Annotated in this window: 18 protein-coding genes; 1 reads left to right on the top strand and 17 read right to left on the bottom strand. The window is 70.0% G+C overall.

Translation table 11 applies throughout. The annotated features are described in order from the left end of the window. Positions 1-118 precede the first annotated feature (118 nt). The gene (locus ACN27C_RS12080; RefSeq protein WP_422751167.1) at positions 119-1,354 is read left to right on the top strand and encodes a hypothetical protein; all 1,236 of its coding nucleotides are present in this window, start codon (positions 119-121) and stop codon (positions 1,352-1,354) included. Positions 1,355-1,361: 7 nt separating this feature from the next. Here ACN27C_RS12080 and truA read toward each other — a convergent pair whose 3' ends face one another. The 17 genes from truA to rplF all read right to left on the bottom strand — a co-directional run bounded on the left by truA (position 1,362) and on the right by rplF (position 12,272). Continuing rightward, positions 1,362-2,195 (bottom strand): tRNA pseudouridine(38-40) synthase TruA, encoded by an 834-nt coding sequence (truA, locus tag ACN27C_RS12075; protein ID WP_422751166.1) that lies wholly within the window; start codon positions 2,193-2,195, stop codon positions 1,362-1,364. A 70-nt stretch (positions 2,196-2,265) separates the two neighbouring features. Then, positions 2,266-2,826 (bottom strand): 50S ribosomal protein L17, encoded by a 561-nt coding sequence (rplQ, locus tag ACN27C_RS12070; RefSeq protein WP_013288611.1) that lies wholly within the window; start codon positions 2,824-2,826, stop codon positions 2,266-2,268. Positions 2,827-2,860: 34 nt separating this feature from the next. Continuing rightward, positions 2,861-3,883 carry a DNA-directed RNA polymerase subunit alpha gene (locus tag ACN27C_RS12065; protein WP_007073009.1) on the bottom strand — a complete coding sequence of 341 codons (1,023 nt, stop codon included), beginning with the start codon at positions 3,881-3,883 and terminating at the stop codon, positions 2,861-2,863. A 95-nt stretch (positions 3,884-3,978) separates the two neighbouring features. Continuing rightward, positions 3,979-4,605 carry a 30S ribosomal protein S4 gene (gene rpsD / locus ACN27C_RS12060; RefSeq protein WP_120573092.1) on the bottom strand — a complete coding sequence of 209 codons (627 nt, stop codon included), beginning with the start codon at positions 4,603-4,605 and terminating at the stop codon, positions 3,979-3,981. Between the two features lie 14 nt (positions 4,606-4,619). Then, positions 4,620-5,027, bottom strand: coding sequence for a 30S ribosomal protein S11 (gene rpsK / locus ACN27C_RS12055; protein WP_013288613.1), 408 nt, complete (start codon positions 5,025-5,027; stop codon positions 4,620-4,622). Positions 5,028-5,045: 18 nt separating this feature from the next. Continuing rightward, positions 5,046-5,426, bottom strand: a complete 381-nt coding sequence (gene rpsM / locus ACN27C_RS12050) for a 30S ribosomal protein S13 (RefSeq protein ID WP_013288614.1) — start codon at positions 5,424-5,426, stop codon at positions 5,046-5,048. Positions 5,427-5,637: 211 nt separating this feature from the next. Further along, complete coding sequence (gene rpmJ / locus ACN27C_RS12045) at positions 5,638-5,751, bottom strand: 50S ribosomal protein L36 (protein ID WP_012184307.1); 114 nt, start codon at positions 5,749-5,751, stop codon at positions 5,638-5,640. A gap of 90 nt (positions 5,752-5,841) precedes the next feature. Further along, on the bottom strand, positions 5,842-6,063 hold the full coding sequence (gene infA / locus ACN27C_RS12040; protein ID WP_007073013.1) for a translation initiation factor IF-1: 222 nt from the start codon (positions 6,061-6,063) through the stop codon (positions 5,842-5,844). 232 nt (positions 6,064-6,295) lie between these two features. Further along, complete coding sequence (locus ACN27C_RS12035; protein ID WP_350815553.1) at positions 6,296-6,820, bottom strand: DUF1707 SHOCT-like domain-containing protein; 525 nt, start codon at positions 6,818-6,820, stop codon at positions 6,296-6,298. An 81-nt stretch (positions 6,821-6,901) separates the two neighbouring features. Beyond that, positions 6,902-7,756, bottom strand: coding sequence for a type I methionyl aminopeptidase (gene map, locus ACN27C_RS12030; RefSeq protein WP_120573090.1), 855 nt, complete (start codon positions 7,754-7,756; stop codon positions 6,902-6,904). 96 nt (positions 7,757-7,852) lie between these two features. Then, positions 7,853-8,506: an adenylate kinase gene (locus tag ACN27C_RS12025; protein ID WP_013288618.1), complete on the bottom strand. Its 654-nt coding sequence runs from the start codon at positions 8,504-8,506 to the stop codon at positions 7,853-7,855. Further along, positions 8,507-9,835 (bottom strand): preprotein translocase subunit SecY, encoded by a 1,329-nt coding sequence (gene secY / locus ACN27C_RS12020; protein WP_355506162.1) that lies wholly within the window; start codon positions 9,833-9,835, stop codon positions 8,507-8,509. It lies immediately after the preceding gene. 235 nt (positions 9,836-10,070) lie between these two features. Further along, positions 10,071-10,514 carry a 50S ribosomal protein L15 gene (rplO, locus tag ACN27C_RS12015; protein ID WP_091426377.1) on the bottom strand — a complete coding sequence of 148 codons (444 nt, stop codon included), beginning with the start codon at positions 10,512-10,514 and terminating at the stop codon, positions 10,071-10,073. Then, entirely contained in the window at positions 10,514-10,696 is a 183-nt protein-coding gene (gene rpmD, locus ACN27C_RS12010) for a 50S ribosomal protein L30 (RefSeq protein WP_013473693.1), read from the bottom strand. Before rpmD ends, rplO begins: the two co-directional genes overlap by 1 nt. Continuing rightward, on the bottom strand, positions 10,696-11,310 hold the full coding sequence (gene rpsE / locus ACN27C_RS12005; protein ID WP_013288621.1) for a 30S ribosomal protein S5: 615 nt from the start codon (positions 11,308-11,310) through the stop codon (positions 10,696-10,698). The genes rpmD and rpsE overlap by 1 nt, the downstream gene beginning before the upstream one ends. Positions 11,311-11,343: 33 nt before the next feature. Further along, positions 11,344-11,733, bottom strand: a complete 390-nt coding sequence (gene rplR / locus ACN27C_RS12000) for a 50S ribosomal protein L18 (protein WP_030501605.1) — start codon at positions 11,731-11,733, stop codon at positions 11,344-11,346. Then, the gene (rplF, locus tag ACN27C_RS11995; RefSeq protein ID WP_018784558.1) at positions 11,730-12,272 is read right to left on the bottom strand and encodes a 50S ribosomal protein L6; all 543 of its coding nucleotides are present in this window, start codon (positions 12,270-12,272) and stop codon (positions 11,730-11,732) included. Before rplF ends, rplR begins: the two co-directional genes overlap by 4 nt. Between the last annotated feature and the right edge of the window lie 10 nt (positions 12,273-12,282).

Below are 12,282 nucleotides of genomic sequence, written 5' to 3'. Positions count from 1 at the left end.
TTCTCGCACCGGGGCGGAGCGGTTCCGGCGACGGTGTCACAGGCGGGGTCGCACGCCACTCCGCCAGATTTTCCCGATATTACCCCTGAAAGGGACAATCAGTCCTACTCTATGCCACATGGTGTACCGGTACGAGTCCGATGAGGACGCCTTCCTGGAGTACCCGAAGCCCGGGTCGGCCCCGAACGGGCCCGCAGCCGCGACGCCCCCGCCCGCGGGTCCGTCACGCTCCCGCTTCCCCACGCCGTCGCTGCCCCGGCCGCCCCGGCCCACCGTCCAGCCGGCGCTGCCGCCGTCCGGTGCGGCCGAGCAGCAGGCGCTGCCACCGGCCGGACCCGACGAGCAGGCGGTGGCCGACGACGCCCGCGCCCCGGTTCCCGCGCCCCCGGCCCCGGCCCCGGCGCCGACACCGGGACGGCCCGCGCCACCCCGGGAGCCCTCCCCCGTGCCGCAGCCCGCGCCGCCCGCGCCGGCACCCGTACCGGCGGTGGCGAACCGGCCGACGGTGCCGATCCCGGCCAGCCCGACCGCCCGCGCCGCCGACGTCTCCGAGCTGCCCCGGACCCGGCGCGCCGAGCGCCGCGGCGGCGGCCGGTTCTGGCAGACGCTCGTCGGCGGCGCCGCCGTACTGCTCCTGCTCTCGCTCACCGGCCTGGCCGTCGCGGCCCTGCTCGACGAACGCACAGCCACACCGCCGGCCGGCCAGGCGACGCCGCAGCCGACCGAGTCGAGCACCCCGTCCGGCGTTACCGACCTGGACTCCCGGGACACCGACCAGGCGGCGCTCACCGCCAAGGAGGTCTTCCCGGCCAAGGACCTCGTGATCACGGACGGGAAACCGGCCTACCGGGTGCTCAAGACCCAGGCCAGCACGAAGTGCCAGGTCGCGGCCACCGGCGAGATCGCCGAGCTGCTGACCCGGCTCGGCTGCAACCAGGTCGTGCGGGGCACGCTCCGCTCCCCCGACGGCGACCACCTGATCACCGCCGGTCTGTTCAACCTCACCGACGTGGCCACCGCCCAGCGGGTACGCGACCGCATCCGGCCGCTGCTCGACGCGCGCCAGGGACGGTTCCGCGGCATGGCGGCGGGCGACGGCACCGAGTCGGTGGAGAAGGCCGCCGCCCGGGTCGCCTGGCAGGTACGCGGACACTACGTCGCCTTCTGCCTGGTCACCCGCGCCGACGGGGAACGCATCCCGAGCGACGACGCGACCGCCCGCGAGATCATGTACGACCTGGTCGAGCTGCACCTCAACCGGGGTGTGCTGGACCGTCGTGCGGCCGCCGGCACGGCCGGGCAGCCCGACGCGGACTCGGCCGGGGACAGCGCCGGTCAGCGGGGCACGGACTGAGCCGGGCTCAGCCCTCGGCCACCGGCACCCGCAACCGGCGGGTCTCCTCGGCGCGGCGGGCGTACTCGGCCGGGTCGGCCGGGTAGCCCACCTCGACCAGGGCGAGGCCGTGCGCGGGCGCCACTGTCACCTCGCTGGAGCGCTCGCGCCGGGTCAGCAGGCCGGCCGGCCACAGGACCGGACGCCGCCCGTCGCCCGCCACCAGCATCGCCCCGACCAGGCTGCGCACCATGTTCTGGCAGAACGCGTCGGCCTGCACGGTGGCGACCAGGATCCCGTCCGGGTCGCGCCGCCAGTCCAGCCGGGTCACCTCGCGCAGCGTGGTCGCGTTCTCCTTGCGCCGGCAGTACGCGGCGAAGTCGTGCTCGCCCACCAGTCCGGCGGCGGAGGCGTTGAGCGCCGCCAGGTCCAGCGGCTTCGGCCAGGCCAGGGTGTCCCCGCGACGCAGCGGCTCGGCGCCCCACGGGGCGTCGGTGACCCGGTACTCGTAGCGCCGGAACGTGGCCGAGAAGCGGGCGTCGAAGTCGGCGGGCACCTCGGTCATCGCGCGGACCCGCACGTCCGGCGGCAGGAGCCGGGCCAGCCGCCGCAGCAACCGCCCCTCGTGCTCCCGCCACACCGCGGCGGGCAGGTCGAGGTGGCAGACCTGCCCGGTGGCGTGCACGCCGGCGTCGGTACGCCCGGCCACTGTCAGGCCGGTCGCCGTGCCCGCGCCGAGCACCAGGTCCAGCGTCTGCATGAGCACGCCGGCCACTGTGCGCCGGGTCGGCTGGGGCGCCCAGCCGGAGAAGTCGGTGCCGTCGTACGAGACGTCCAGCCGCAGCCGGGTCCGCTCGTCCACCTCGTACCTCCTGTCGACGGCGACGGGCCCGGCACCCCCGAGGGGATGCCGGGCCCGGTCGAGCCTGATCTCAGGCCTTGTCGTTCTCGGTGGCCTCGTCGCTGTCCTCACGGGCGGCGGCGGTGTCACCCGACGCGGAGACCGGCGCCTCGGCGTCCTGGTCACCGGCGCTGGAGCGCGGGGTCTCCTCGGCCGGGGCCAGGGCCTCGACCTTGTCCTGCTGGGCGGCCTTGCGGGCGGCGGTCTTCTTGTTCGCCTTCGGCTCGGCGACCTGAAGCTCCTCCACCAGCTCGATGATCGCCATCGGAGCGGCGTCACCCTTGCGCGGACCGGTCTTCACGATCCGGGTGTAGCCACCGTTGCGGTTGGCGTACCGGGGCGCGATCTGGTCGAACAGGGCGTAGACCACGTCCTTGTCCTTGACGACGCCCAGCACGCGGCGGCGCGAGGCGAGGTCGCCGCGCTTGGCCTTGGTGATGAGCTGCTCGGCCAGCGGACGCAGCCGCCGGGCCTTCGTCTCGGTGGTCTGGATCTTGCCGTGCTGGAACAGCGCAGTGGCCAGGTTGGCCAGCATCAGCCGCTCGTGCGCGGGGCTGCCGCCGAGGCGGGGGCCCTTGGTGGGCGTGGGCATGCTTGGTGCTCCTCAGGTGTGGCGGCAGCGCGGACTAGAGCTGCTCGGTCTCGCGGTAGTCGTCGGTGTCGTAGTCCGCCTCGCCGAAGGCGTCCACGACGTGCGCCGGGTCGAAGTTCGGAGCCGAGTCCTTCAGCCCCAGGCCCATCCCGGCGAGCTTCATCTTGACCTCGTCGATCGACTTCTGACCGAAGTTGCGGATGTCGAGGAGGTCGGCCTCGGTACGCCCGATGAGCTCACCAACGGAGTTGATGCCCTCGCGCTTGAGGCAGTTGTAGGAGCGGACGGTGAGGTCCAGCTCCTCGATCGGCAGGGCCAGGTCCGCCGCCAGCTGGGCGTCCTGCGGGGACGGCCCGATGTCGATGCCCTCGGCGGTCTCGTCCAGCTCCCGGGCGAGCCCGAACAGCTCCACCAGCGTCGAGCCGGCCGAGGCCAGCGCGGTACGCGGGCCCATCGACGGCTTGGTCTCGACGTCGATGATCAGCCGGTCGAAGTCGGTCCGCTGCTCGACGCGGGTCGCCTCGACCCGGTACGTCACCTTGAGCACCGGCGAGTAGATCGAGTCGACCGGGATCCGGCCGATCTCGGCGCCCGCCTGCTTGTTCTGCGCCGCCGTGACGTAGCCGCGACCCCGCTCGACGGTCAGCTCCATGTCGAGCCGGCCCTTGCCGTTGAGGGTGGCGAGCTTCAGGTCCGGGTTGTGCACCGAGACACCGGCCGGGGGCTGGATGTCACCGGCGGTCACGTCGCCCGGGCCCTGCTTGCGCAGGTACATGCTGACCGGCTCGTCGTGCTCGGAGCTGACGCACAGCTCCTTGATGTTCATGACGAGCTCGACCACGTCCTCCTTGACCCCGGGGATCGTGGTGAACTCGTGCAGGACACCGTCGATCTTGATCGAGGTGACCGCCGCACCCGGGATGGAGGACAGCAGCGTACGCCGGAGCGAGTTGCCCAGCGTGTAACCGAAGCCGGGCTCCAGCGGCTCGATGGTGAACCGGGAGCGGGTCTCGTTGATCGACTCTTCGGAGAGAGACGGTCGCTGGCTGATGAGCATCTTTTCTCTTCTCTTCCGGGGCGCCCGCTATTTGACGCCCACGACACAACTGTTCCGGTGGCCCGCCCGGAAGGACGGGCCACCGCAACGAGCCCTTACTTGGAGTAGAGCTCGACGATCAGCTGCTCCTGGACCTGGGTGTCGATCACCTGGCGGGCCGGGAGCGAGTGCACGAGGATCTTCATCTGGCTCGGGATGGCCTCCAGCCACGCCGGAACCGACCGCGAACCGGCCTGAGCCTGCGCCACCAGGAACGGGGTGAGCTCCTTGCTCTTGCCCCGGACCTCGATGATGTCGTGCTCCTTGACGCGGTACGACGGGATGTCGACCTTCTTGCCGTTCACCGTGAAGTGGCCGTGCTTGACCAGCTGGCGGGCCATGTCCCGGGAGCTGGCGTAGCCGGCCCGGTAGACCACGTTGTCCAGCCGCGACTCGAGGATCTGCAGCAGAACCTCGCCGGTCTTGGCCTCCTTGCTCACGGCCTCTTCGTAGTAGCCGCGGAACTGCTTCTCCAGCACGCCGTAGACACGACGGGCCTTCTGCTTCTCACGGAGCTGGAGCAGGTACTCCGTCTCCTTCGTGCGGCCGCGGCCGTGCTGCCCGGGCGGGAACGGCCGGGACTCGAACGGGCACTTCGGACCATCGCACTTGCTGCCCTTGAGGAACAGCTTCATCTTCTCCCGCCGGCAACGGCGGCAGTCAGCACCGGTGTAACGAGCCATCTCTCTCTAACCTCTCAGACCCGGCGACGCTTCGGCGGACGGCAACCGTTGTGCGGCTGCGGCGTGACGTCGGAGATCTGCCCGACCTCGAGGCCCACTGCCTGCAGCGAACGGATGGCGGTCTCCCGGCCGGAGCCGGGGCCCTTGACGAACACGTCGACCTTGCGCATGCCGTGCTCCATCGCGCGGCGCGCGGCGGCCTCGGCGGCGAGCTGCGCGGCGAACGGAGTCGACTTGCGGGAGCCCTTGAAGCCGACCTGGCCGGAGGAGGCCCAGGAGATGACCGCACCGGTCGGGTCCGTGATGGACACGATGGTGTTGTTGAAGGTGCTCTTGATGTGCGCCTGCCCGTGGGCGACGTTCTTGCGTTCCTTGCGCCGGACCTTCTTGACGGCGGCTCCGGCACGAGCCTTCGGTGGCATAAGTCTGTGCGCTCCTAGTTACTTCTTGCCGGGCTTCTTCTTGCCGGCCACGGTCCGCTTCGGGCCCTTCCGGGTCCGCGCGTTGGTCTTGGTGCGCTGGCCACGCACGGGCAGACCGCGACGGTGCCGGATACCGGCGTAGCAGCCGATCTCGACCTTGCGGCGGATGTCAGCGGCGACCTCGCGGCGCAGGTCGCCTTCAACCTTGTAGTTGCCCTCGATGTGGTTCCGGAGCTCGACGAGCTCCTCGTCCGTGAGGTCCCGAACGCGCTTGTCCGGCGAGATGCCGGTCGCGGCGAGCGTCTCCAGGGCGCGGGTACGACCGACCCCGAAGATGTAGGTGAGCGCGATCTCCATCCGCTTCTCGCGGGGGAGATCCACGCCGACTAGACGTGCCATGTGCGGGCGTACTCCTCGTGATGTTGTGGCGGAGGTGTGGACCCGTCCCACCCCGCTACCGGCCGTCCCTGTCCTTCCGGCGTCAAGAACGCCGGCGACCGGGATCGGTCGCTGCCCGAGCGGGCCCCGGCCTCCGACCGGGGGTCAACCACGAGGGGGTACGCGCTGCGCACCCGACCGCGGCTGGGACGAGCTGGTGATGTGTGGGGCGTCAGCCCTGGCGCTGCTTGTGGCGCGGGTCGGTGCAGATGACCATGACCCGGCCGTGCCGGCGGATCACCCGGCACTTGTTGCAGATCCTCTTGACGCTCGGCTTGACCTTCACGGTTGCCTTACTTCCCATCTGGCCCGGAGCCGCGGCGGTGCGCGATCCGGACGTCGAAGACGGACACGGGTCTCCCGGCCGCCGTCAGGCTTACTTGTAGCGGTAGACGATGCGCCCGCGGGTCAGGTCGTACGGCGAGAGTTCGACGACGACCCGGTCCTCCGGCAGGATGCGGATGTAGTGCTGCCGCATCTTGCCGCTGATGTGAGCGAGCACCTTGTGGCCGTTCGCGAGCTCCACCCGGAACATGGCGTTCGGCAGGGGCTCGATGACCCGACCCTCGATCTCGATTGCTCCGTCTTTTTTCGGCATGTCCTCCGCTGTCCTGACGTCGGTTGCTCCGGACGGCTCACAACGTCTTACACGGGTGAACTGACCAAGATCAGGAAACCCGCGCCAGCCGCGGCTCCGACTCCCACCGAAGCGCTGGGTGGGCATGGCGGAGTGGACGCTGTGCGCCGATCCAAAAGTGTACGCCGACCCGTACGTGCTCGCCAAACCGACCGGCGCGACGGTCACCCGGACGGCTCGGACATGACGCAGGTCACGTCTCCGGCAGCTCGCGCTTCGCCCGCCGGCGGGCCTCCCGCTCGACCTGCTTGCGCCGCCGGCGCTCGGCGTCGTGCTCCGGCGCCCCGTGAGCCAGCCCCTGGATCGTCTGGTAGAGCACCACGGCGCCCCACGGGCCGAGCACCCAGATCGGCCAGTAGTCGTCTAACTCGAACTCACCCTCACCGAGCTGGGAGACGAACCAGATCGCGCTGAGGATCAGGGCCACCTTCAGCCACGGGCCCCAGACCCCCAGCAGCCAGGCGTTACGCGCGCTGACGGCAGCCCGGCCCGGCTCAGCCACCCCGCTCTTGCCGGTCGCGCGCGGAGCCGGCAGGGAGTTCTCCGCCGGCCGGGGACCGGGCAGGTCGGTCAGCAACTCGTCCAGCTCGCCGTAGGTCTTGGCGCCGTACGCCTGCCGCAGCCGGTCGTCGTACTCGCCCAGGTCGAGCCGGCCTTCGGCCAGCGCCACCCGGAGTCGTTCCGCGGTGGCCTCCCGGTCCGCGTCGGCCGCCCGCATCCGGTTGCGCTCATCCATGGGAACAAGCATGGCACCCGATCGCCAAGGCGGCAGCACTCGACCGGGTACGGGGCAGCCCGCTCAGACCGCCGGAGAGTCGACGGACGTCTGCCGGGCGGTCACCAGGTCACCCAGACGGCCTCGTCCGCCGTCCTCGGCCGTGAGCACCCACACGCCGTCGTCCAGCAGCGCCATCGAGTGCTCCACGTGCACCGCCATCGACCCGTCCCGGGTCACCACGGTCCAGCCGTCGGACAGCTCGACGGTACGCGGCGAGCCCATGGTGATCATCGGCTCGATCGCGAGCGCCAGGCCGGGCACCAGGCGCGGGCCCTTGCCGGGGCGGCCGTGGTTGAGCACGTGCGGGTCCTGGTGCATCTCGGTGCCGATGCCGTGGCCGCCGTAGCCGTCGACGATGCCGTACCGGCCGCCCTTACGGACCGCGGTCTCGACCGCGTGGGAGATGTCGGTGAGCCGGCCCTTGCCGGAGGCGGCACCCCGCGCCGCCGCCGCGATCCCGGCCCACATGGCGTCCTCGGCCACCGCCGTCATCTTCAGCAGCGCCGGGTCGACCTCGCCGACCGGCACCGTGACGGCCGCGTCGCCGTGCCAGCCGTCCAGCACCGCGCCGCAGTCGATCGAGATCAGGTCACCCTCGCGCAGCACCTGCGCGGGCGACGGGATGGCGTGCACCACCTGCTGGTTGACCGAGGAGCAGATCGACGCCGGGAAGCCGTGGTAGCCCTTGAACGACGGCACGGCGCCGGCCTCGCGGATGGTCGACTCGGCGATCGCGTCCAGGTCGGCCGTCGACACGCCCGGCGCCACCGCCTCGCGCATCCGGCGCAGGGCACGGGCGACGACCAGACCCGCGGCCCGCATCAGCTCGATCTGCTCGGGGGTCTTCAGCTGGATGTCCAGCTGGGGACGGCGCATGGTGGTGTTTACCTTTCGTTGCGCGTACGCGGAGCAGCGGGGCACGTCGCACGTACCCCGCTGTTCGCACTCTATCCGCCGGGTGGCGGTGGGACCTCAGCCGCCGTACGAGCGCAGCGCGTCGATGGCGCGGACGGTGACGTCCTCCACCGGGCCGGTCGCGTCGATGCCCACCAGCTTGCCCTGGGCGCCGTAGTAGTCGACCAGCGGCGCGGTCTTCTCGGCGTACTCCCGCAGCCGGGCGGCGATGGTCTCCGGCTTGTCGTCGTCCCGCTGGAACAGCTCCGCGCCGCAGCGGTCGCAGACGCCCTCCCGGCTCGGCGAGTCGAACTCGACGTGCCAGATCTTGCCGCAGCCGCGGCAGGTGCGCCGGCCGGACAGCCGCCGGATCACCTCGTCGTCGTCGACGACCAGCTCCAGCACCAGGTCCAGCGCGGTGCCGAGGTCGGCGAGGAGCTTGTCCAGCGCGGCGGCCTGCGGCGTGGTCCGCGGGAAGCCGTCGAGCAGGAAGCCCTCGCTCGCGTCCGGCTCGGCGAGCCGGTCCCGCACCATGTTGATGGTGACCTCGTCCGGGACCAGCTTGCCCGCGTCCATGTACCGCTTGGCCTCGACGCCGAGCGGCGTGCCCTGGGAGACGTTCGCCCGGAAGATGTCACCGGTCGAGATCTTCGGCACCGAGAGGTGCGCGGCGACGAACTCCGCCTGTGTGCCCTTGCCCGCGCCCGGCGGGCCAACCAGAACGAGTCGCATCTACCGCAGGAACCCTTCGTAGTTCCGCTGCATGAGTTGGCTCTCGATCTGCTTCACGGTCTCCAGACCGACGCCGACCATGATGAGCACAGCGGTGCCGCCGAACGGAAAGTTCTGGAACTGCTGGTTGTCGAGCCAGATGAAGAAGAAGTTCGGCAGGATCGCGACGATGCCCAGGTAGAGCGCGCCCGGCAGGGTGATCCGGCTGAGGATGAAGTCGAGGTACTCGGCGGTCGGCTTGCCGGGGCGGATGCCCGGCACGAAGCCGCCGTACTTCTTCATGTTGTCCGCGACCTCGGTCGGGTTGAACGTGATCGACACGTAGAAGTACGTGAAGAAGATGATCAGCAGGAAGTAGATCGCGATGTGCTCCGGCGCGCTCGCCTTCACGATGTGGTTCTGGATCCACGCCTGGACCTTGCCCGGGTCGTTCTGATCGAAGAACTGGAGCGCGAGCTGCGGCAGGTAGAGCAGCGACGAGGCGAAGATGACCGGGATGACACCCGCCTGGTTCACCTTCAGCGGGATGTAGGTCGACGTGCCGCCGTACATCCGCCGGCCGATCATGCGCTTGGCGTACTGCACCGGGATGCGGCGCTGCGCCTGCTCGATGAACGTAACAGCGGTGATGACCACCAGCACCAGGGCGATGACGAGGAGGAACATCCCCCAGCCCTTGGTGGTCTTGATCTTCCAGCCCTCGCTGGGGAGGCGGGCCGCGATCGAGGTGAAGATCAGCACGGACATGCCGTTGCCGACGCCCCGGTCGGTGATCAGCTCACCGAGCCACATCACCACGCCGGTGCCGGCGGTCATGGTCATGACCAGGATGCCCAGGGTCAGCCAGTTCGGGATTCCGGTGCCCTCGGGCACGATCGGGAACTGGTCGCACTGGTTGTTGAACAGCTGGCCGGAGCGGGCCAGCGCCACGAACGCCGAGGCCTGGAGGACACCCAGGCCCAGAGTCAGGTAGCGGGTGTACTGCGTGATCTTGGCCTGCCCGGCCTGGCCCTCCTTGCGGAGCTGCTCCAGGCGCGGAATCACCACCGTCAGCAGCTGCAGGATGATCGACGCGGTGATGTAGGGCATGATGCCCAGCGCGAAGACCGAGAGCTGGAGCAGCGCGCCACCGGAGAACAGATCCAGCAGGTTGAGCACTCCCGTACTGCCGCCCTGCGTGGCCTCGAGACACTTCTGCACGTTGCCGTACGAGACGCCCGGGCTGGGCAGCGTGGCGCCCAGCCGGTAGACCGCGATGATGCCTACTGTGAACAGCAGCTTCTTGCGCAGGTCAGGCGTACGGAACGCACTGAGAAAGGCGGACAGCAACTTCTTCCTCCTGCGCGACGCGGGCCGCCGGTGACGAATCCTGGCGGGGCGGGGTGGTGCCGGGCGGCATGCCCGGTATCCATGGCTGGGAACGGACTCTAACAGTCCGATCCCGGTCCGGGCAGATGTGCCCGGCTACATAAAACGAATCCGATGTTACCCGGCGCACACGTGGCCGGTAGACCATGGCGCCCGCCCAGTTGCGAACAACTGAGCGGGCGCCGTGGACATCGCCTTACAGCTCGGTGACCGAGCCACCGGCGGCGGTGATCTTCTCCTTGGCCGACGCGCTGAACGCGTGCGCCGAGACCTGGAGAGACACGCCACCGAGGTCGCCGGTGCCGAGCACCTTGACCGGGTGACCCTTGCGGACCGCGCCGGCCTCGACCAGCTCGACCGGGCCGATCTGGCCGCCGTTCGGGAACAGCTCGGCCAGGCGGTCCAGGTTGACCACCTGGAACACGACCTTGAACTTGTTCTTGAAGCCCTTCATCTTCGGCAGGCGCATGTGGATGGGCATCTGCCCACCCTCGAACGCCGGCGAGATGTTCTTCCGGGCCTTCGAACCCTTGGTACCGCGACCGGCGGTCTTGCCCTTCGAGCCCTCACCGCGACCCACGCGGGTCTTGTCGGTCTTGGCACCCGGAGCCGGACGCAGGTGGTGCACCTTGATCGTCATTACTCGACCTCCTCGACCTTCACGAGGTGGTTGACCGTGAAGATCATGCCGCGGATCTCCGGCCGGTCCTCCTTGACCACCACGTCGTTGATCCGCTTGAGACCGAGGGAACGCAGCGAGTCACGCTGGTTCTTCTTGGTCCCGATCTCGGACCGGACCTGGGTGACCTTCAGGCGTGCCATCAGGACGCCACCCCCGCCCGCGACGCCAGCATGGCGGCCGGCGCGACGTCCTCGACCGGCAGACCACGACGGGCCGCGACCTGCTCCGGGGACTCGAGCCCCTTCAGGGCCGCCACCGTGGCGTGCACGATGTTGATCGGGTTGGACGAGCCGAGGCTCTTGGAGAGCACGTCGTGGATGCCCGCGCACTCCAGCACGGCACGCACCGGACCACCGGCGATGACGCCCGTACCGGCGGAAGCCGGCTTGAGCAGCACCACACCGGCCGCGTCCTCGCCCGTGACCGGGTGCGGGATCGACTGACCGATCCGCGGCACCTTGAAGAAGTGCTTCTTGGCCTCCTCGACACCCTTGGCGATCGCCGCGGGCACCTCCTTGGCCTTTCCGTAGCCCACACCGACGGTGCCGTCGCCGTCGCCCACGATCACCAGGGCGGTGAAGCTGAAGCGACGACCACCCTTCACGACCTTGGCGACGCGGTTGATCGCGACGACCCGCTCGAGGTGCGGGGTCTTCTCGACGGGCGCGTTTCCGCGGCCGCCCTCACGGCGGTTGTCGCGGCGACCACCCTCGTTGCCACCGGACCCGCCGCCACGGCGCTGTTGACCTGGCATCAGCAGCCTTCCTTCTCTCTCGTGACGGGGTTTCTAGAACTCGAGCCCGGCTTCGCGGGCGGCGTCGGCAAGCGCGGCGACACGCCCCGCGTACCGGTTGCCACCGCGGTCGAAGACGACCTTCGAGACGCCGGCGGCCTTGGCACGCTCGGCGAGCAGGGCGCCGACCTTGCCGGCCAGGGCGCTCTTGTCGCCCTCGGCGCCGCGCAGCGAGGCGTCCATGGTCGAGGCCGACGCCAGGGTGTGACCCTTGGTGTCGTCCACGACCTGGGCCACCATGTGCCGCAGGGAGCGGGTGACGACGAGGCGGGGACGCTCGGCGGTTCCGCTGACGTTCTTGCGGACCCGGAAGTGCCGACGCGCACGCCCGACGGCACGCTTGGCGGCGACGCCGCGGCGGCGCTTGAGCAGCGTGGCGCTCACTTCTTACCTGCCTTTCCAGCCTTGCGGCGGATGACCTCGCCCTGGTACTTCACGCCCTTGCCCTTGTAGGGCTCCGGCGGACGGATCTTCCGGATGTTGGCGGCGACCTCACCGACCTGCTGCTTGTCGATGCCGGCCACGTGGAACAGCGTCGGCTTCTCGACCGTGAAGGTGATGCCGTCCGGCGCCGGCACGAGGACCGGGTGCGAGAACCCGAGCGCGAACTCCAGGTCCTTGCCCTTGGCGGTCACGCGGTAACCGGTACCGGCGATCTCCAGGCTCTTGCGGTAGCCCTCGGTGACACCGACGATCATGTTGGCCACCAGCGTACGGCTCAGGCCGTGCAGCTCCTTGGCCTTGCGCTCGTCGTTGGGCCGGTTGACGTGCAGCTCGCCGTCCTCGCCCCGCTCCGCCGTGATCGGCTCGGCCAGCACGTGGCTCAGTTCGCCCTTGGGGCCCTTGACCTTGACGGTCCGGCCGTCGATCGTGATGTCGACGCCGGCAGGCACCGGGATCGACTTACGTCCAATACGCGACATTTCTACCTGT

Origin of the sequence: Micromonospora sp. WMMD1219 (assembly GCF_049315215.1) — a bacterium.
Taxonomy (GTDB): Bacteria; Actinomycetota; Actinomycetes; order Mycobacteriales; family Micromonosporaceae; genus Micromonospora; species Micromonospora tulbaghiae.
The sequence above is the reverse complement of the archived record's forward strand: the minus strand, read 5'-3'. Positions and strand labels throughout refer to the sequence as shown.